General features: G+C 63.8%; 20 protein-coding genes. 14 read left to right on the plus strand and 6 right to left on the minus strand.

Going from position 1 to position 20164, the window contains the following annotated elements; all coding sequences use genetic code 11:
• Positions 1-187: 187 nt before the first annotated feature.
• Positions 188-2779 (minus strand): type I DNA topoisomerase, encoded by a 2592-nt coding sequence (gene topA, locus IT775_RS18170; RefSeq protein WP_212702661.1) that lies wholly within the window; start codon positions 2777-2779, stop codon positions 188-190.
• A 153-nt stretch (positions 2780-2932) separates the two neighbouring features.
• On the opposite strand from topA, the gene IT775_RS18175 reads away from it, so the two are divergent.
• Positions 2933-3376: a hypothetical protein gene (locus tag IT775_RS18175; RefSeq protein WP_212702662.1), complete on the plus strand. Its 444-nt coding sequence runs from the start codon at positions 2933-2935 to the stop codon at positions 3374-3376.
• Positions 3377-3387: 11 nt separating this feature from the next.
• Here the strand turns inward: IT775_RS18175 and dprA are convergent, their stop codons facing one another.
• Positions 3388-4521 (minus strand): DNA-processing protein DprA, encoded by a 1134-nt coding sequence (dprA, locus tag IT775_RS18180; protein ID WP_212702663.1) that lies wholly within the window; start codon positions 4519-4521, stop codon positions 3388-3390.
• Between the two features lie 125 nt (positions 4522-4646).
• The gene (tldD, locus tag IT775_RS18185) at positions 4647-6068 is read right to left on the minus strand and encodes a metalloprotease TldD (protein WP_212702664.1); all 1422 of its coding nucleotides are present in this window, start codon (positions 6066-6068) and stop codon (positions 4647-4649) included.
• 195 nt (positions 6069-6263) lie between these two features.
• Here tldD and coxB point away from each other — a divergent pair, with 195 nt between their 5' ends.
• The 11 genes from coxB to IT775_RS18240 all read left to right on the plus strand — a co-directional run bounded on the left by coxB (position 6264) and on the right by IT775_RS18240 (position 16269).
• Positions 6264-7112, plus strand: coding sequence for a cytochrome c oxidase subunit II (coxB, locus tag IT775_RS18190; RefSeq protein WP_212702665.1), 849 nt, complete (start codon positions 6264-6266; stop codon positions 7110-7112).
• A gap of 87 nt (positions 7113-7199) precedes the next feature.
• Entirely contained in the window at positions 7200-8138 is a 939-nt protein-coding gene (gene cyoE / locus IT775_RS18195) for a heme o synthase (protein ID WP_212702666.1), read from the plus strand.
• Position 8139: 1 nt separating this feature from the next.
• Positions 8140-8310, plus strand: coding sequence for a hypothetical protein (locus tag IT775_RS18200; RefSeq protein WP_212702667.1), 171 nt, complete (start codon positions 8140-8142; stop codon positions 8308-8310).
• Between the two features lie 2 nt (positions 8311-8312).
• On the plus strand, positions 8313-8888 hold the full coding sequence (locus IT775_RS18205) for a cytochrome c oxidase assembly protein (protein ID WP_212702668.1): 576 nt from the start codon (positions 8313-8315) through the stop codon (positions 8886-8888).
• Positions 8889-8912: 24 nt separating this feature from the next.
• Positions 8913-9713: a cytochrome c oxidase subunit 3 gene (locus tag IT775_RS18210; RefSeq protein ID WP_212702669.1), complete on the plus strand. Its 801-nt coding sequence runs from the start codon at positions 8913-8915 to the stop codon at positions 9711-9713.
• A 242-nt stretch (positions 9714-9955) separates the two neighbouring features.
• The gene (locus IT775_RS18215; protein ID WP_212702670.1) at positions 9956-10654 is read left to right on the plus strand and encodes an SURF1 family protein; all 699 of its coding nucleotides are present in this window, start codon (positions 9956-9958) and stop codon (positions 10652-10654) included.
• A complete protein-coding gene (gene thrC / locus IT775_RS18220) occupies positions 10651-12039 on the plus strand; it encodes a threonine synthase (RefSeq protein WP_212702671.1) in 1389 nt (462 codons plus the stop codon). Before IT775_RS18215 ends, thrC begins: the two co-directional genes overlap by 4 nt.
• Positions 12036-13298, plus strand: coding sequence for a M16 family metallopeptidase (locus tag IT775_RS18225; protein ID WP_212702672.1), 1263 nt, complete (start codon positions 12036-12038; stop codon positions 13296-13298). Before thrC ends, IT775_RS18225 begins: the two co-directional genes overlap by 4 nt.
• Complete coding sequence (locus IT775_RS18230; RefSeq protein ID WP_212702673.1) at positions 13298-13882, plus strand: GNAT family N-acetyltransferase; 585 nt, start codon at positions 13298-13300, stop codon at positions 13880-13882. The genes IT775_RS18225 and IT775_RS18230 overlap by 1 nt, the downstream gene beginning before the upstream one ends.
• A gap of 104 nt (positions 13883-13986) precedes the next feature.
• A complete protein-coding gene (locus IT775_RS18235) occupies positions 13987-14814 on the plus strand; it encodes an MBL fold metallo-hydrolase (protein WP_212702674.1) in 828 nt (275 codons plus the stop codon).
• 39 nt (positions 14815-14853) lie between these two features.
• Positions 14854-16269 (plus strand): FAD-binding oxidoreductase, encoded by a 1416-nt coding sequence (locus IT775_RS18240; protein WP_212702675.1) that lies wholly within the window; start codon positions 14854-14856, stop codon positions 16267-16269.
• A gap of 68 nt (positions 16270-16337) precedes the next feature.
• Here the strand turns inward: IT775_RS18240 and IT775_RS18245 are convergent, their stop codons facing one another.
• The 3 genes from IT775_RS18245 to IT775_RS18255 all read right to left on the minus strand — a co-directional run bounded on the left by IT775_RS18245 (position 16338) and on the right by IT775_RS18255 (position 18712).
• On the minus strand, positions 16338-16880 hold the full coding sequence (locus tag IT775_RS18245; RefSeq protein WP_212702676.1) for an adenine phosphoribosyltransferase: 543 nt from the start codon (positions 16878-16880) through the stop codon (positions 16338-16340).
• Between the two features lie 289 nt (positions 16881-17169).
• Positions 17170-18039 (minus strand): S-methyl-5'-thioadenosine phosphorylase, encoded by an 870-nt coding sequence (locus tag IT775_RS18250; protein WP_212702677.1) that lies wholly within the window; start codon positions 18037-18039, stop codon positions 17170-17172.
• Between the two features lie 67 nt (positions 18040-18106).
• Positions 18107-18712 (minus strand): flavin reductase family protein, encoded by a 606-nt coding sequence (locus IT775_RS18255; RefSeq protein WP_212702678.1) that lies wholly within the window; start codon positions 18710-18712, stop codon positions 18107-18109.
• Between the two features lie 113 nt (positions 18713-18825).
• Here IT775_RS18255 and IT775_RS18260 point away from each other — a divergent pair, with 113 nt between their 5' ends.
• Together IT775_RS18260 and IT775_RS18265 are read left to right on the plus strand one after the other, a co-directional pair.
• Positions 18826-19314, plus strand: coding sequence for a GNAT family N-acetyltransferase (locus IT775_RS18260; protein WP_212702679.1), 489 nt, complete (start codon positions 18826-18828; stop codon positions 19312-19314).
• Between the two features lie 51 nt (positions 19315-19365).
• Positions 19366-20133, plus strand: a complete 768-nt coding sequence (locus IT775_RS18265; RefSeq protein ID WP_212702680.1) for an EcsC family protein — start codon at positions 19366-19368, stop codon at positions 20131-20133.
• Positions 20134-20164 lie beyond the last annotated feature (31 nt).

Consider the following 20164-nt stretch of genomic DNA (forward strand, 5'->3'; position numbering starts at 1 on the left):
CCTTCACGTCATGAGTGCGGCGGGCAAGGGCGGCTTGTCAATGAAACACCCCTCCGCGCGCGCCTGACGCGTCGCACCGCTTGTATAGAAATTAAGGGGTTTGGGCCAATACGTAGTAATACGCCTTTGGCGGGGTCGCCCGGCACGCGCCGGGCGATGCGGCGGCCGCGCGGCCGCCGCCCCTTCCTTATTCCGAGTCGGTCTTTTTCTTCGCGGCTGGCTTCTTGGCCGTCGTTTTTTTCGCCGCGGTCTTCTTGGTGGCGGTTTTCTTCGCGGCGGTCTTGCGCGCCGGTTTCTTCTTGGCGGCCTTTTCATTGGCAATCTCGACCGCCATTTCCAGCGTCACGTCCGTGGGATCGACATCCTTGGGCAGGGTGGCGTTGACCTTTTCCCATTTGACGTAGGGCCCGTAACGGCCCTCCATCACGTTGATCGCGCCGCCATCGGGGTGTTCGCCCAGTTCCTTCAGCGGCTTGGCCGCCGCCCGGCCGCGCCCGGGGCCGTTGGCACGTTTCTCGGCCAGCAGTTCGACCGCCCGGTTCATGCCGATTTCGAAGACGTCGTTGGGATCCTTGAGGTTGGCGTAAACAGGTTTCGCCTCATCCGGCAACTGGTGCATCAGGTAGGGGCCGAAGCGGCCGAAATTGGAACTGATGGTGCCGCCGTCGGGGTGTTGGCCGATCTCGCGCGGCAGGCTCAGCAGCGTCAGCGCCTTTTCCAGGTCCATATCGTCCTTGGACCAGCCCCTGGGCAGCGAGGCGCGCGGCGGTTTCTTGTTTTCCGGCGTCGGTTCGCCGCGCTGAACGTAAGGCCCGAACCTGCCCGCTTTCAGCCAGATCTCGTCCTCGCCATCCATGCCCAGCATGCGTTCGTCGCCATCGGCGCCTTCGCCGGCGATCGGGCGGGTGTAGTTGCATTCGGGATAGTTGCCACAGCCGACGAAGCCGCCGGTGCGCGAGGTTTTCAGATGCAGCTTCCCGGTACCGCATTTCGGGCAGATGCGCGGATCGGACCCGTCTTCGCGTGGCGGATAAAGCTGCGGTGCCAGCGCGTCGTCCAGCACGTCCAGAACTTCGGTGATCCGAAGTTCCGAGGTTTCGGCGATCGCCGCCGAGAAATCGCGCCAGAATCGGGCCAGAACGTCCTTGTAGTCGCGCTGACCGGCCGACACGTCGTCAAGCTGTTCCTCCAGTTGGGCGGTGAAATCGTAGCCCACGTATTTACGGAAGAAATTCAGCAGGAAGATGGTGACGATGCGGCCCTTGTCCTCGGGGAACAGGCGGTTCTTGTCCTTGCGGACATATTCGCGGTCCTGGATCGTGGTGATGACGCTGGCATAGGTGGACGGCCTGCCGATCCCGAGTTCTTCCATCTTCTTGACCAGCGTCGCCTCGGTATAGCGCGGCGGCGGCTGGGTGAAATGCTGTTCCGGGCTGATCGACCGCTTGTCGGCCTTTTCGCCTTCCATGATCTGCGGCAGGCGCTTGTCGTCGTCATCCACCACGTCATCGTCGCGGCCTTCTTCGTACACCCGCAGGAAGCCGTCGAACAGAACCACCTGACCGGTGGCGCGCAGGCCGACCTGGCCATCACCGCTGCCGATGTTGACGGTGGTGCGTTCCAGCCGGGCGGCTTCCATCTGGCACGAAATCGTGCGTTTCCAGATCAGGTCGTAGAGCTTGCGCTGGTCGGCTTCCAGCTTGGCCAGCTGGCCGGGATCGCGCGACATGTCCGTGGGGCGGATACATTCGTGCGCTTCCTGCGCGTTCTTGGCCTTGTTCTTGTACATGCGGGGGGAGGAGGGCACGTAATCCTTGCCGTAGCGGCGTTCGATTTCCTCGCGCGTGGCCATCACCGCCTCGGGCGCCATGTCGATACCATCGGTCCGCATATAGGTGATGTAGCCCGCTTCATAGAGCCGCTGCGCCGCGTTCATGCATTGCCGCGCGCCCATGCCGAACTTGCGGCTGGCTTCCTGCTGAAGGGTCGAGGTCATGAACGGGGCGGAGGGATTGCGGCTGCCCGGTTTCGCCTCGACCGACTGCACCGTCAGATCGCGGCTGGTGATCGCCTGCACCGCCAGTTCCGCCTGGGTTTCGTTCTCGATCCCGAACTTGTCGAGCTTGTCGCCGCCCAGCACTGTCAGGCGGGCTTCGTATTCCTGGCCGCGCGGGGTGGAAAGGATCACCTTCACCGACCAGTATTCGCGGGGATTGAACGCCTCGATCTCCATCTCGCGTTCGACGATCAGGCGCAGGCAGACCGATTGCACCCGGCCGGCAGACCGCGCGCCGGGCAGTTTGCGCCACAGAACGGGGCTGAGGTTGAAGCCGACGAGGTAGTCCAGCGCCCGGCGCGCCAGATAGGCTTCGACCAGGTCGTTATCGACTTCGCGCGGATTCTGCATCGCTTCGGTCACCGCCGACTTGGTGATCGCGTTGAATACCACGCGGCTGACCGGCGTGTCCTTCTTGATCGCCCGGCGCTTGCGCAGCGCCTCTTCAAGGTGCCAGGAAATCGCTTCGCCCTCGCGATCGGGGTCGGTCGCGAGGATCAGTTCGTTGTCGTCTTTCAGCGCGTCGGCGATCGCTTTGACATGCTTGCGGGAATCGTTGCCGATTTCCCAAGTCATGGCGAAATCGTGCTCGGTATCGACCGATCCGTCCTTGGGCGGCAGGTCACGCACATGGCCGTAGGATGCCAGAACCGTGTAATCAGACCCCAGGTATTTGTTGATTGTTTTGGCTTTGGCAGGCGATTCTACGACGACAACGGGCATGTTCAGGGGTGACCTTTTCGAAACGGATACGGCACGTTCTATGGCGGCGCAAAATGGGCGCTGCAAGTGGGGATTGTCAATGCGCATGCTCATCGGCAAGCTTTTCGTACCAATGTGTCGCGGATTTGGGCACGTTGGCCGGAGGGTATTTCGATGAAGTTTCTAATGATGATGCTGGCCCTTTTTCTGGGGGGCGGGACGGCGGCTCAGGCGGATGATTGGTTCGAACCGCAACGCGGCAGCGCTTTGCGCAAGAACCTGATGGACGCGCTGCGGCCGCATGCCTGGTGGAACCTGGGCAAGCCGGTGGAGTTCGTGGTGAACGAATTGCGGGTATCGGGCGATGTGGCGTTCGCCATGCTGTCGCCGCAGCGCCCCGGCGGTGGCGCGATCGACCCCGCGACGACGCCGATGGCGCTGCGCCAAGGCTATGCGCCGGCAGACGTGGAAGGGCTGAACATGGAAGCCTTCTATGTCAAATCCGGCAACATGTGGGTGGTGGTGGATTTTTCCATCGGCGCGACCGATGTCTGGTGGGCCGCCGGGGGGTATTGCGCCGACTGGCATGCGGTCATCCCGGAAGTTTGCGGCGGCTGAGGGGCTGGTCGCTAATCCGCCGCCAGGGATAGCAATCCGCCCGGCTGCCGTTTGATCCGTCCTTCCAGTTCCAGATCGGTCAGCGCCGGCATCACCGAATGCGCCGGGGTTTGCAGGTCTCGGATCAACTGATCCTCGGCCAAGGGCGAGGGGCCGAGACGGTCGAGAATCTGCCGGTGCAGCGCGGCGGTCTGCTGCAGATCGCGTTTGGGAGCGGCGGCATCGGGCAGGGCCAGCTCGGTCTGATCGGCGACAGCGTGTCGCGGCGGCAAGGCCTCGAACACGTCTTCGGCGTTGCGGATCAATCGTGCGCCGTCGCGGATCAGCATGTTGCAGCCCCCGGTGCGGGCGTCGAACGGATGGCCGGGCACCGCCAGAACCTCGCGCCCCTGGTCGAGCGCGTTGCGCGCGGTGATCAGGCTGCCCGATTTCGCCGCCGCCTCGACGATGACGACGGCCTGCGCCAGTCCCGAAATGATCCGGTTGCGGCGGGGAAAATCGCGCGGCCGCGGCGCGATCCCGAACGGGCGTTCGGATATCCGCGCACCGGTTTTCGGGATGTCACGGCCTAGCCGGGCATTTTCGGCGGGGTAAGGCACGTCGACGCCGCCCGCTGACACCGCCACCGTACCGGTGTCGAGGCTGGCCTGATGCGCGGCGGCGTCAACGCCGCGCGCCAGCCCCGACACGATGACATAGCCTTGCGCGGCCAGATCCTTGGCCAATCCGCGCGCCATCCGGGTGCCGAGAGACGACGCGTTGCGCGCACCGACAAGCGCGATCATCGGCTGCAGCAGGATATCCTGCCGCCCGACGGTCCAGAAAAACGGCGGCGCATCGGAGATTTCGGCCAATTGGCGGGGATAATCGGATGATCCGAAACAGACCATGCTGGCGCCGCAATCCCGCGCGGCCTGCCATTCGGCAAGGGCGGCGGTTTCGCTGCAGGAGGCATAATTGTCGACCCCGGCGGCCTTCGCCACCTCCGGCAGCGCCGCGAGCGAAGCCTGCGCCGAACCGTGTTCGCCCATCAGGCCATGGAAGGTCGAAACACCGACGCGGGGCGATCGCAGCAGACGTATCCAGGACAACCGGTCGTCATCGCTGCCGGGGGGCTGAATGGGGTGGGGGCGAGGTTCTGTCATATCGGGGCTCCGCCATAATGCGGACCCATCTTTACCGCGCGCATGGTTAAGGCGCGGTAAAGCACGTTTCAGATGCCGGGGAAGTGGCAAGGCGTCCCCAGGCGCCCCGCCGCCAAAAGCCGAGGTTAAGCTGCCGAACCGCCCACGGTCAGTCCGCCGATCATCACCGTCGGCTGGCCGACGCCGACCGGCACCCATTGCCCAGCCTTGCCGCAATTGCCCATGCCGGGATCAAGCGCCATGTCATTGCCAAGCGCCCGGATCCGTTTCAACGCGTTGGCGCCGTCGCCGATTAGGGTTGCGCCCTTTACCGGCGCGCCGACCTTGCCGTTCTGCACCCGGTAGGCCTCGGTGCAGGAAAACACGAATTTGCCATTGGTGATGTCAACCTGCCCGCCGCCGAAGCCGACCGCATAGATGCCGTCCTTCAGGTCGGCGACGATGTCTTCGGGCTTGGCATCGCCGCCCATCATGTAGGTGTTGGTCATCCGCGGCATCGGTGCATGGGCATAGGATTCGCGCCGCCCGTTGCCGGTGGGCTTCACCCCCATCAGCCGGGCGTTCTGCCGGTCCTGCATGTAGCCAACGAGGATGCCGTCCTCGATCAGCACGTTCTTTCCCGAAGGCGTGCCTTCGTCGTCGAAGCTGATCGATCCGCGCCGGTCCGGTATGGTGCCGTCATCCAGCACCGTTACGCCCCTGGCGGCGACCTGCTGGCCCATCAGGCCGGCAAAGGCGCTCGATCCCTTGCGGTTGAAGTCGCCTTCCAGCCCGTGGCCGATCGCCTCGTGCAGCAGGATGCCGGGCCAGCCCGGTCCCAGCACCACGTCCATGACACCGGCCGGGGCCGGCACCGCGTCTAGGTTGACCAGTGCGATGCGCAGCGCCTCGCGCGCCTTGTCCTGCCAGTCGGCGGGGTCGAGCAGCTCGTCGAGACCGACCCGGCCGCCGCCGCCTGCGGTGCCGGTTTCGCGCCGCCCGTCCTGTTCGACGATCACGCTGACGTTGACCCGGGTCATCGGACGGACATCGCGCAGGTGGGTGCCTTCTGGCCGCAGGATCTCGATTTCCTGGAGCGAGGCGGCAATGGTGGCCGAGACCTGCACCACCCGCGAATCGAGGTCGCGCGCGAAGGCATCGATTTCACGCAGGGTTTCGATCTTGGCCGGGAACGTCGCCCCGGCGATCGGGTCCGCGTCGGTATAAAGCCGCTTGTTGGTGGCCTGCGGCGGTTCGGCGAGGGTGCCGCCGCCTTCGCCGACCGCCAGCCGCGCGGTGGCCGCGGCGCGGTCCAGGGCGGCTTGCGAAATCTCGGAGGAATGCGCGTATCCCGTCACTTCGCCGTTGACCGCACGCAATCCGAATCCCTCGGAGGCGTCATAGGAAGCATTGCGCACGCGGCCATCGTCGAAAACCAGCGCCTCGCCCCGACGGCGTTCCAGAAACAGTTCGCCGTCGTCGGCCCCCAAAGTCGCTTCGCGCAACGTGTTCAGGGCCTGGTCCTGGTCCAGCGCCTGCTCGAAGGGGCGAAAAGGCATATCGCTCATGTTTATTTTTTCCTGTCTTTCCAGCGGGCCGGAATTGATCTAAATCAAAAAAAGCGTCCGTTTGCCGCAATGGGAATTGTTGTTCTGTATGCCAGAATATGGTTTCTAGCGGCGACAAAACAACGGGATTCCGTCCGCAAGGACCGGGAGCCTTCCGAAAACCAAAGAATACACCTCAACCGATCAGGGTGACATATGCGACTTTTTTCTAGCCTTTCGGCCGCAGCAGCAACCGCCATCGCGGCGCCGGCCTTTGCCCAAGATGTCGAAACCGTCGGCAAACCCGTCGCGGGTGCGCTGGGTTTCCAGCCGGCCGCCACTGAACTGGCCCGCGACCTGCAATCGCTGGATGGTCTGCTTCTGTTCATCATCACAGCCATCTGCCTGTTCGTTATCGCGCTGATCGCTGTGGTGATCGTGCGTTACAACCGTAAGGCAAACCCGAATCCCGCGACCTTCACCCACAATTCGCCGATCGAAATCGCTTGGACGATCATCCCGATCCTGATCCTGGTCGTGATCGGCGCCTTCTCACTGCCGGTTCTGTTCAAGCAGCAGGAAATCCCCGAGGGCGACATCCACATCAAGGTCACCGGCTACCAGTGGTACTGGGGCTATGAATACACCGATCACGAATTCGCCTTCGACAGCTTCCTGCTGGGCCGCGACGAACTGGCCGATTACGGCTATGCCGAAGACGAATACCTGCTGGCCACCGACACCAAGGTCGTGGTTCCCGTCAACAAGGTCGTCGTGATGGACGTGACCGGCGCTGACGTGATCCATTCCTGGACCATCCCGGCATTCGGCGTGAAGCAGGACGCGGTTCCCGGCCGGATCGCCCAGCTGTGGTTCAAGGCGGAACGTGAAGGCATCTATTTCGGGCAGTGTTCGGAACTGTGCGGCAAGGACCACGCCTACATGCCGATCACCGTCAAGGTCGTGTCGGAAGAAGCCTATCAGGAGTGGCTGAAGGGCGCGATCGACGAATATGCCGGCGATCCGGCATCCCTCCCCGGGGTGCAGCTCGCCTCGGCTGAGTAAAACAGCGAAGCGCCGCCTCTAACCGGGGCGGCATTTCTATCCCACCAAGTGGTCCGCGCTTAGCCGCGCGGCGTTGGAAGGCAAAAGATGAGCGACGCAAGTCTCAATACTCAGACATCGACCCACGAAGCGGGTTTCGGCGATTATTTCGCCCTGCTGAAACCGCGGGTGATGTCTCTGGTGGTATTCACCGCCCTGGTCGGCCTGCTGGCCGCGCCGATCGGTGTGCATCCGTTCATCGCCTTCTGCTCGGTCCTGTTCATCGCTGTCGGCGGCGGCGCCTCGGGCGCGCTGAACATGTGGTGGGACGCCGATATCGACCGGGTGATGAAACGCACCGCGTCGCGCCCGATCCCGTCGGGCAAGGTCGAACCGCAAGAAGCGCTGGCCATCGGGGCGACCCTGTCGGTCTTCGCGGTTGTTATGTTGGGACTGGCCGCCAACTGGGCGGCGGCGGGGCTGCTGGCCTTCACCATCTTCTTCTACGCGGTCGTCTACACCATGTGGCTGAAGCGCTGGACGCCGCAGAACATCGTCATCGGCGGTGCCGCGGGGGCGTTTCCGCCGATGATCGGCTGGGCCGTCGCCACCGGTGGCGTGAGCCTCGAATCGGTGCTGATGTTCCTGCTGATCTTCATGTGGACGCCGCCGCACTTCTGGGCGTTGGCCCTGTTCATGAAGGCCGATTACAAGGAGGCGGGCGTGCCGATGCTGACCGTGACCCACGGTCGTCGGGTCACCCGCAACCACATCCTGGTCTACACGATCCTGCTGGCGCCGCTGGCGATAGGCACGGGGCTGACCTCGATCGGCGGCCCGATCTACATGACCGTGTCGGTGGCCCTGAATGCGCTGTTCCTGTTTGGCGCGGTGAAGATCTGGCGCCGTGACGAGGATGCGGCAAGCGCCGACAAGTACCGCACCGAGAAGAGCTTCTTCGGTCTGTCGCTGATGTATCTGTTCCTGCATTTCGGCGCGATCCTGGCCGAAGCGGCACTGAAACCCTATGGCTTCGGAGGCTGGTAATATGGGATTCGAAAACGTCGAACATGAACTGCACAAGCGCCGCTCCAGCCGCAATCTGGGCGTCGGCCTCGTGCTGGCGGCGTTCATCGCGATCGTGTTCGGGCTGACCGTGGTCAAGGTGACCCGGGGCGGGCTCGCACCGGCGCAACTTCAGCAGCAGCGGGGTAACTGATCATGGCTATGGACAACAAGACCCGGACCGTGACCAAGCTGGTCGGCGTCGTGCTGTTCATGGGGGCGATGGCTTGGGCGTCGGTCCCGCTTTACGACCTGTTCTGCCGGGTTACGGGGTTCGGTGGCACGACACTTGTATCAGATGCCGGCGCCGACCAGATCCTGGACAAAACGATCAAGGTCCGGTTCGATGCCTCGAAGGAGCGTGACTTCCCCTGGGAGTTCAAGCCGATGCAGCGGGACATGGAAATCCGCATCGGCGAAACCGGGCTGGCGTTTTACGAAGCCTACAATCCGACCGACCGCCCGGTTGCCGGGCAGGCCTCCTATAACGTGGCGCCCTATGCGGCGGGCGGATTCTTCACCAAGATCGACTGTTTCTGTTTCACCGAACAGGTGTTGCAGCCAGGCGAACGGGTGACGATGCCGGTCACGTTCTACGTCGATCCCGAGATCGTCGAGGACAGAGAGGGCAAGTATCTGCACGAGATCACCCTGTCCTATACCTTTTACGAAATCGACCTGCCCGAGGTTCAGGCCTCGCTTGAGACGGGCAGCGACAGCAACCTAAACTAAAGACCTTCCAACGAGGGAAACGCGATGGCGCACGAGAAAAACCACGACTATCACATTCTGCCCCCCTCTCTGTATCCCCTGCTGGGTGCAGTGTTCGGGTTCATCATGCTCTTCGGGGCGGTGATCTATTTCCACACCGATTCCCCCTGGATGCTGCTTGCCGGCTTCGCAGGCGTTCTTTACGTGATGTACGGCTGGTGGTCGGAAGTCGTGAAGGAAGCGAATACCGGCGACCATACCCCGGTGGTGAAGATCGGCCTGCGCTATGGCTTCATCCTGTTCATCATGTCCGAGGTGATGTTCTTCTCGGCCTGGTTCTGGAGCTTCTTCAAGCACGCCATGTACCCGATGGGGCCGGAATCGCCCGCTGTTGACGGCGCCTGGCCGCCCGCTGGTATCGAAACCTTCGACCCGTGGCACCTGCCGCTGATCAACACGCTGATCCTGCTGTGCTCGGGCGCGGCGGCAACCTGGGCGCACCACGCGATCGCGCATGAGAACAACCGCAAGGACATGATCAACGGTCTGGCCCTGGCGGTTGCCCTGGGCGTGCTGTTCACCGTGTTCCAGGCCTACGAATACAGCCACGCGGCCTTCGGTTTCTCGGGCAACATCTATGGCGCCAACTTCTTCATGGCGACCGGTTTCCACGGCTTCCACGTGATCGTCGGCACCATCTTCCTGTTCATCTGCATGCTGCGCGCCATGAAGGGTCACTTCACCCCCGAATCCCATGTCGGGTTCGAAGCCGCCGCCTGGTACTGGCACTTCGTCGACGTGGTCTGGCTGTTCCTGTTCGCGGCCGTCTACATCTGGGGCGGCTGAACCGGCGCTTGATCGACTTTCGGGAAACCCGCGCTTCGGCGCGGGTTTTTCTTTTGGGACCGAACCAGGATCGGGGGCAGGGGGCGCTGCCCCCTCTTGGCCTGAAGGCCAATTCACCCCCGGGATATTTGCGAAAAGAAGAAGAATGGGGATTACGGTTGAAAATCCCTTTGTTACAGGCAAGAAAGCATCGGTGCGCAACAGCTGTGCACCCCAGACGTCGTTGAGACCAGAAAGACCGTATGCGCCGATTGATCCTACCGCTGTTCTTTGGCTTGCTGGGGGCCGCCGTGCTGATCGCATTGGGGACCTGGCAGGTGCAGCGTTTGCACTGGAAACAGGGCGTTCTGACCGAGATCGAGGCGCGCATCCATGCTGATGCCATCGGTTTGCCGACCGACCCCGACCGCGAAGCGGACCGGTTCCTGCCGGTTTCCGTGAGCGGTACGATCACCGGACCCACGATCCGCGTTCTGGTCAGCCAGAAAACCGTCGGCGCGGGGTACCGCCTGATAAACCCGATGCAGACCGAAGACGGGCGCAGGATACTGATCGACCGGGGCTTCATCCGGTTGCAGGCGACGCCGCCCGAACCGCCGTTCGCCGATGTCACCGTGACCGGCAACCTGCACTGGCCCGAGGAACGCGACAGCTTTACCCCGGAAAATGACCGCGCCGAGAATATCTGGTTCGCACGCGAGGTGGATGTCTTGGCCGAGGAACTGGACGCCGAACCGGTTCTGGTGATCGCCCGCGCGGTCTCCTTCGACGACGCCCCGGTGGCGCCGCTGCCGGTGGGGACCGAGGGAATCCCTAACGATCACTTCGAATATGCCGTTACCTGGTATGGGCTCGCTGCCGTTTGGCTGGCGATGCTTGGCCTGTTCCTTTGGCGCATGTACAACAGCACACGTAACCCGCAAAAGGGATCCGACCTGTGAAATATATCTCGACCCGGGGCAAGGCGCCCGTTCTGAATTTCGAAGAAGCGATGCTGACCGGGCTGGCCCGCGACGGCGGGCTGTACCTGCCCGAAACCATCCCGACGATGAGCGCCGGCGAGATCGCGGCGCTTTCGGGGCAGAGCTACGAAGAGGTGGCGTTCCGCGTGATGCGCCCCTTCATCGGCGACACTTTCAGCGATGATGAATTCCGCGACATCATCGCCAAGGCCTATGCCGGTTTCGGCCATGCCGCCCGCGCGCCGCTGGTGCAGCTGGACAGCAACCATTTCCTGCTGGAACTGTTCCATGGCCCGACGCTGGCCTTCAAGGATTTCGCGATGCAGCTGATCGGCCAGCTGTTCCAGGCGTCGCTGAAACGGTCCGGCAACCGGGTCACCATCGCCGGCGCCACCAGCGGCGACACCGGATCGGCGGCGATCGAAGCGTTCAAGGGACTGGACGCGGTCGACGTGTTCATCCTGTTCCCGCACGGCCGGGTCAGCGAGGTGCAGCGGCGCCAGATGACCACGCCGGGCGAAAGCAACGTGCACGCCTTGGCGATGGACGGGCATTTCGACGATTGCCAGGCCCGTGTGAAGGACATGTTCAACGATTTCGATTTCCGCGACGGGGTGCGCCTGGCAGGGGTCAATTCGATCAACTTCGCCCGGGTGCTGGCGCAGGTGGTGTACTATTTCACCTCCGCGGTCAGCCTTGGCGCGCCGCACCGCAAGGTCAGCTTCACCGTGCCGACCGGCAATTTCGGCGACATCTTCGCAGGTTTTATCGCCAAGAAGATGGGCCTGCCGATCGACCGGCTGGTGGTGGCGACCAACCAGAACGATATCCTGCACCGCTGCCTGAGCACCGGCGAATACAAGCCCGACGGCGTGATCCCCTCGATTAGCCCGTCGATGGATATTCAGGTCAGTTCGAATTTCGAACGCGCGCTCTACTATGCCTACGATCAGGACGGCGCGGCGGTATCGCAGCTGATGGACGAATTGAACGCGGGCGGCTTCAATGTCAGTCAGGGCGCCCTACAGGCGCTGCGCGAGGTGTTCGACAGCGGCCATTGTTCCGAAGAAGAAACCAGCGCCACCATCCGCGACATGTACGCCGCGACCGGAGAATTGCTGTGCCCGCATTCGGCGGTCGGCGTCAAGGTCGCCAATGAAACGCGGAACTCGGATGTTCCGATGATCACCCTGGCCACCGCGCACCCGGCCAAGTTCCCCGCGGCGGTGGAGGAGGCCAGCGGCCGGCATCCGGATTTGCCCGCGCGCATGGCCGATCTCTATGACCGTCCGGAACGCGTCACCCGGATCGAAAACGACCTGGCCGCGATCGAAACGCTGATCAGGGACCGTATCGCCAAGTGAGTGTCCAGCTTCATACCCTGTCGAACGGTTTCCGGATCGTCACTGAACACATGCCCGGGCTGCAATCGGCCTCGATCGGGATCTGGGTGCTGGCCGGCGGCCGGCACGAGCGCCTGGAACAGAACGGCATCGCGCATTTCCTCGAACACATGGCGTTCAAGGGGACCAAGACCCGGACCCCGCTGCAGATCGCCGAGGAAATCGAGGATGTCGGCGGGTATCTCAACGCATATACCTCGCGCGAGGTGACGGCCTATTACGCCCGGGTGTTGCAGGCCGATGTGCCGCTGGCGCTGGACGTGTTGGCCGATATCGTGCTGAATCCGATTTTCGACGAGCGCGAAATCGAGGTCGAACGCAGCGTGATCCTGCAGGAAATCGGTCAGGCGCTGGATACGCCGGACGATGTGATCTTCGACTGGCTGCAGGAACAGGCCTATCCCGACCAACCGCTGGGCCGCACCATCCTTGGCCCGGCCGAAAAGGTCGGCAGTTTCACCCGCGAGGATCTGGCGCGTTTCGTGGCCGAGCAATACGGGCCGGGACAGATGATCCTGTCGGCGGCCGGCGCGGTGGATCACGATGCGTTGGTGCGCGAGGCCGAAAAGCTGTTCGGCCACCTGTCGCCGCTGATTTCGGCAAATGTCGATGCGGCGCGGTTCCATGGCGGCGAATACCGCAAGGTGAAGGACCTGGAACAGGCGCATTTCGCCATGGGTTTCGAAGGGCCGGATTATGGCAGTGACCGGATTCATACCGCCCAGATCTACGCCAATGTCATGGGCGGCGGCATGTCGAGCCGGCTGTTCCAGGAAATCCGTGAAAAGCGGGGCCTGTGCTATACCATTTTCGCGCAGGCGGGGGCCTATGTCGACACCGGCATGATGACCGTCTATGCTGGCACGTCCGCCGATCAGCTGGAGCAGCTGTCAACCGTCACGCTGGACGAGATGAAGCGCGCCGCAGAGGACATGACGAGCGAGGAAATCGACCGCGCCCGCGCGCAGATGAAGGCCGGTTTGCTGATGGGGCTGGAAAGTCCAAGCAACCGGGCCGAACGGATGGCGCGGATGGTGCAGATCTGGGGCCGGGTGCCCGACCTGGCCGAGGTGGTGGCGAAAATCGACGCCGTGGGCCTGAACGACGTCCGGGATTTTGCCGAACTGATGGCGGTGACGGCTCCGGCGGCGCTGGCGCTTTACGGTCCGGTGGACCGCGCCCCGAGCCTTGCGGAGTTGCAGGAAAGGCGCACCGCCTGATGCTGAAGCTGAAACGACAGGTCCGGATCGAGACCGAACGCCTGACGTTGCGGCCCCCCGTGCATTCCGATTTCCGGGCCTGGTCCGACCTGCGCCGCACCAGCCGCACCTTCCTGAAACCCTGGGAACCGTCCTGGGCGCCCGACCATCTGGGCCGCAAGGCCTTCGCCAACCGGGTCTACTGGTCCAACCGGGCGGTCAAGAACGATACCGCGCTGCCGCTGTTCATGTTCCGCCGCGACGATACCTCGCTGGTGGGTGCGATCACGCTTGACCATATCCGCCGCGGTCCGGCGCAGGCGGGTACGCTGGGATATTGGATCGGCGAACAATTCGCCCGCCAGGGGTTCATGCGCGAAGCGATCGAAGCGCTGGTCCATCATTGCTTCCACCGCATGGACCTGAGCCGGATCGAAGCCGCCTGCCTGCCGGAAAACAGGCCATCGCGGGACCTGCTGGAAAAATGCGGTTTCAAATACGAAGGCGTGGCGCAAAGCTATCTGGAAATCGACGGGCGCTGGCGCACCCATGTGCTTTACGCCTGTATCCGGTTGGACCGGCGCGGGCGGACCGAACCGATCTGATCGCGGCCCCGGCCCAAACCCGATGTATCGGGTGGCAGGGGCTTGAGGCGTGACAAATCCCCTGTCCGGTCTACCATTCCCGAACGGAAGGGAGGAACCGTGTCATGATCCGAATTCTCACTACCCTGATTGCTCTGCTACTGGCCGGAACCGTGCAGGCCCAGACGCAAACCCAGACCCGCAAGCCCAGCCACTGCATCGCCATCGCCGATGCGGCGCCGGGGATCGAATACCTGCACAAGGCGTCGTTCCGCGATCCCTTGCCCAATCACACCGTTAGGATCAGCTATATCGCCCACGCTTCCTTCCTGATCCAATCGCCCGGCGGCATCGGCGCGGTGACCGACTACACCGGCTTCATCGGCAACGTCGATTACATCCCCGACGTGGTAACCATGAACCACGCCCACGATACCCACTGGACCGCCGCGCCGGACCCGGCGATCCCGCATGTGTTGCAGGGCTGGGGCCATGATCACGGCAAGGGGATCGATCACCATGTCGAGCTGGCCGATATGGTGATCCGCAACGTGTCGACCGATATCCGTTCCTTCGGCGGTGTCGAACCGAAAGGCAATTCGATCTTCGTCTTCGAAGTGGCGGGGCTGTGCATCGGACATCTGGGGCATCTGCATCACGAACCGGATGCCGCGCAATACGCCGCATTGGGCCGGCTCGACGTGGTGATGGCGCCGGTCGATGGCGGGCTGACGCTGGACCTGGCCTCGATGATCCGGGTGCTGCAGCGGCTGAAATCCTCGGTGGTGATCCCGATGCACTGGTTCGGAGACGGCACCCTGTCGGTTTTCCTGCGCGGCATCGGCGGCGAATTCGAGGTGGTGCAGACCGGGGACAGCGCGCTGGAACTGTCGCTCAGAACCCTGCCGCGTCAGCCCACGGTGATGGTGCTGCAACCGCGTTATCTGCGCTGAGGGCTGGACGGCGCGCGCGATCCTGCTAATCCTGTCGCCATGACCCTGACCCCTGTAACCCCCGCCTTTCTAGACACGCTGCGCGCGGATCTGCCTGAACGATGTTTTCGCCCCATTGAGCCGCGCTATCTCGAAGAACCGCGCGGCCATTGGCAGGGGCAGGCCGGGGCCGTCATCGCACCTGAAAGCGCCGATCAAGTGGCTACCGTGCTGCGCGCGGCGAATGCCGCCCGTGTCGGTGTAATCCCCTATGGCGGCGGTACCGGGCTGGTCGGCGGGCAGATCATGACCGAAGGCCCCGCGCCGCTTCTGCTGTCGCTGGAACGGATGACGGCGATCCGCGCGGTCTATCCGGAAGAAAACGTGCTGGTGGCCGAGGCGGGCGCGATCCTGCAGGACATCCACGCCGCCGCCGAAGCGGTCGACCGTTTGTTCCCGATGACCATCGCTGCAAAAGGATCGGCGCGGATCGGCGGTTGCCTGTCCACCAATGCGGGCGGGGTCAACGTGCTGCGCTACGGCAACACGCGCGAGTTGACGCTGGGGATCGAGGCGGTGCTGCCCGACGGGCGCATCCTGAACGGGCTGACGCGGCTGAGGAAGGACAATACCGGCTACGACCTGCGCGACCTCATGATCGGGGCCGAGGGCACCTTGGGCGTCATCACCGCCGCCGCGCTTAAACTGGCGCCGCGCCCGGCGGGCGAAGGCACCGCGCTGATGGTGGTCGAAAACCCCGCCGCCGCGCTGTCGCTGCTGTCGCTGGCGCGCGATCACATGGGCGAGGGCGTGTCGGCGTTTGAGCTGATGCACGGCACCGGGCTCGATTTCCTGGCCGAAAAACTGCCGCAACTGCGCCGTCCCTTCCCCGAAAATCCGCACTGGATGGTGTTGATCGATGTGGGCCTCGCCCGCGGGCTGGACCCGGCCGAGGCGCTGGAGGCACTGTTTGCCGCCGGGCTGGAGGCGGGGCTGGTGTCGGACGGGCTGATCGCGCAGTCCGAACAGCAGCGCCACGAGTTCTGGGACGTCCGCGAACAGATCCCCGAAGCCAACCGCATGATCGGTTCGATCAGCTCGCACGACATCTCGCTGCCGCTCAGCGCGATCCCCGAATTCATCGAAAAGGGCGATGCCATCCTGCGCGCCATGGGCGATTTCCGCCTCAACTGCTTCGGCCATCTGGGTGACGGCAACCTGCATTACAACGTCTTCCCCGCCAAGGGGCGGCAGAAATCCGATTATCCGGGCGCGCGCGACGCGGTGCAGCGCGCGGTGCATGATCTGGTGCACGAATTCGGCGGATCGTTCAGCGCCGAACACGGGGTCGGGCGGCTGAAGGTGGGCGACCTGGAGCGCTACGGCGACCCGGTCAAGCTGCAGATGATGCGCACCATCAAGACCGCCTTCGATCCCAATAGCATCATGAATCCCGGCGCCGTCCTGCGCGCCTGATCCTTCTTCTTTTCACAAATATCCCGGGGGTTTGGGGGCTGGCTCCCAATCCCGGCCTCACGCCCGCGTCACAGCCCTTCGAAGGCGCAAAGCGCATGCACATCCATGCCCATGCCCTCCAGCCGCTTGCGCCCGCCCAGTTCCGGCAGGTCGACCACGAAGGCGCAGCCGACGATCTGCCCGCCCAGCCGTTCGACCAGCTTGATCCCCGCCTCGGCGGTGCCGCCGGTGGCCAACAAGTCGTCGACCAGCAGGATGGTTTCGCCCGCCTCGATCGCGTCATCGTGGATTTCCACGATCGCCTCGCCGTATTCCAGCTGGTATTCTTGGCTGATCGTGGTGTGCGGCAGCTTGCCCTTCTTGCGGATCGGCACGAAACCGGTGCCCAGCTGATGCGCCACCGCGCCGCCCAGGATGAAACCGCGCGCTTCCAGCCCCACCACCTTGTCGATGCGCCGCCCGGCATAGGGGTGCAGCATCTGGTCGACCGCCATGCGGAACCCGCGCGGATCGGCGAACAGCGTGGTCACGTCGCGGAACATGATCCCTTCATGCGGGAAGTCGACGATGGTGCGGATGTAATCCTTGACGGTTTTGTGGGTCTGCGCCATGGGACGGCCTTTCCTTGAAACTCTTGCCGCAGCCGGTTTGACAAGGCCGGGCCGGGGTTTCAAGGGGGCGAAGCGATCAACGCCGTCCGAAGCGGTAGTGCCGATGCGTTATCTCACGGAAACCGGGAAAAAAGCCGGCAGAATCTGTTGGGCAACCCATGGGCATGCGGCCGGATCGGAACCAGCGCCACACCTGCGCGCCCTGCCTGCAGCAAGTATCACCGTCCGGTCGCAGGCGCGAACGGCCCCGAAACGGGGCCTCGCGCTTGTTCACCCCGAGGGCGCGTGCTCAGAGAACCCGCCCCGCCACCGCGTCGAGCTTCGCCACCATTTCCGGGTCGCGCGCGTCCGGTGCGGTCAGGATGGCATATTCCAGCGCCCGGTCGCAGCCATGCGGGCAGGCGTCGCGTTCGGCGCCCAGCAGCGCGGGCAGGCGCTTCACCAGGTTGCGGCCCTTGTCGGCATTGCCGGTCAGCGTGGCGATGATGTCGGAAATGTCCACCTCGCCGTGATGCGGGTGCCAGCTGTCGTAATCGGTGATCATCGCGACGGAGGCATAGCAAAGCTCGGCTTCGCGGGCGAGTTTCGCCTCGGGCATGTTGGTCATGCCGATCACGTCGCAGCCCCAGCTTTCGCGGTAGAGATTGGATTCGGCCAGCGACGAAAACTGTGGCCCTTCCATCGCCAGGTAAGTCCCGCCCTTGTGCACGGTGATCCCGGCGTCTTTCGCCGCCGAATAGCAGGCCTCCGACAAGCGCGGGCAGGTCGGGTGGGCGACGCTGACATGGGCGACGCAGCCGGTGCCGAAGAAGCTCTTTTCGCGGGCGAAGGTGCGGTCGATGAACTGATCGACGATGACGAAATCGCCCGGCGCCATTTCCTCGCGGAACGATCCGCAGGCGGACACCGAAATCACGTCGGTCACGCCCAGCCGTTTCAGCGCGTCGATATTGGCGCGGTAGGGCACGGTGGAGGGCGAATGGACGTGGCCGCGGCCGTGGCGCGGCAGGAAGGCCATTTTCACACCCTCGTAGACGCCGGTCAGGATCTGGTCCGACGGTGCCCCCCAGGGGCCGGTCACGGTGGTCCATTCCGCCCGTTCCAGCCCGTCGATGTCGTAGATGCCCGAGCCGCCGATGACGCCGATATACGTGTCCATTTGCCTGTATCCCCTGTTGCTTCGACGTCAGATTACGCAGGTGCTCCCCGGTGGCAAGGGGGCGTTCTCAATCGTCGGGCCGTGTCAGAGAAAACAGGTCGCGGATCACCGAATAATCGCGATAGCCCAGCCGTGTCAGCGGCTGGTAGGTGGTCACGTCGAATACCCCGTCCTTCAGGCATTCGTCGCTCATATGCACGCCAGTCACTTCGCCGATCACCATGCGGTTGGCGTCGCCGGCAAGTTCGACAATCTGCAACAACTTGCATTCCAGCACCGCCGGGGCGGCCGCGACATAGGCGCAGGGGATGGTCCGGCATTCCGCTTTGTCCAGCCCGGCATGGGCGAATTCATCCTGTATGGCGGGCAGGGTGGCGGAACTGGCATTCATCGCGTCGCGCAAGGCGTAGGACACGACATTGACCGCGAAAACGCCGGTGTCGCGGATATTGGCGACGCTGTCCTTTGTGTCGGCCTGATCCGGTTTCTTGCCGGTGGAACAGAACATCACCTGCGGCGGGGTGTAGGCCACCGCGTTGAAGAAGGAATAGGGGGCGAGGTTGTCATGCCCGTCGCTGCTGCGGGTGGAAATCCATCCGATCGGGCGCGGGGTGACGATGGCGTTGAACGGATTGTGCGGCAATCCGTGCCCGTCTTTGGGTTCATAGAACATCTGCCCTTCGCCTCCTGTCCGCGACTGCCCTTTGTGGTTTGTGTCAGACCTAGCGCCGTGCTAGGGGCGTTTCCACCCGAAAGTCAAATACCGATTGGAAAAATCGAGGTCCCGTGTACACGCTGAAACCAGAAACAGCCGAGGATTGGTGGGAAGTCGAGGCGCTTTACGACCTGTGTTTCGCGCCCGGGCGGACCGCCCTGTCCTCGTACCGGCTGCGCGACGGGGTCGAACCGGTCAAGGCGCTATCGCTGGTGGCGCGCGACGGCGACGGGATTCTGGCCGGCGCGATCCGGTTCTGGCCGGTGCTGATCGGCGGCACGCCCGCGCTTCTGCTGGGGCCGGTGGCGGTGCACCCGACGCGGCAGGGCGAAGGCTTGGGCGGCTTGCTGATCCAGTCCAGCCTGGAACGGGGCCGGGCCGAGGGCTGGGACAGGGTGATGCTGGTGGGCGATGCGCCTTATTACCGCCGCTTCGGGTTCGAGAAGCTCGAGGGCGTGATCATGCCGCCGCCGACCAATCCGGACAGGGTGCTGGGATGCGCCCTGCGCGACGGCGCCTGGGACGGCGTCACGGGCGAGGTCACCCGCTTCGACGCTTGAAGCCGGGCCGAACATGTCCATCTTTTAGACAGGACAGGAGGCCCCAAACCCATGCTGATCGAAGACGCGTCGACCGAAGTGTTTGATCTGGAAACGGAACTGGACGCGCTGGCCAACCGCTACCGTAAGGCCGGCGGCGTCGGTATCCAGGTGCTGAACATGATCGGCGGGCAGGCCGAACAGCTGCTTAACCGGTTGCCGGGGCCGATCCGTGCCAATCTGGACGGGGCGACCGAAAAGGCGCTGACCCTGTCGATGAAGGCGGCGCATCGGTCGCGCGGCGTGATCGGCGATCAGCCGGGATGGCTGACCACCACCGTGACGACGGCGATGGGGGCGGCCGGCGGATTTGGTGGCTTGCCGTCGGCGCTGGCGGAATTGCCGGTGACCACCACCATTCTTTTACGCGGAATTCAGACTGTTGCGGCGGAACAGGGTTTCGACCCGGCGGCGGAAAACGTGCAGTTTGATTGCATTCGGGTCTTCGGATCGGCCGGGCCGCTGGACCATGACGACGGGGCTGATATGGCCTTTCTAACCGCCCGCATGGCGTTGCGCGGGTCCAGCCTGCAATCATTGATCGTGAAGGTCGCGCCGCGGCTGGCGCATGTGCTGGGCCAGAAGCTTGCGGCGCAGACGGTGCCGGTACTGGGCGCGATGGCGGGGGCGGCGACGAATTACGCCTACACCAGTTACTATCAGGACATGGCGCATGTGCATTTCCGCCTGCGCCGGCTGGCGATCGAGGCGGACCTGCCGCAGGACTTCCTGATCGGGGAATTGCGCGAACGGGTGGCCGGGGAGGTTGCCAAGTCCTGATCCCGTCGTTCGGAACGGCTTGCCGTCGGGA

The sequence above is a fragment of the Thalassovita aquimarina genome, from assembly GCF_018219815.1.
Taxonomy (GTDB): Bacteria; Pseudomonadota; Alphaproteobacteria; order Rhodobacterales; family Rhodobacteraceae; genus Thalassobius; species Thalassobius aquimarinus.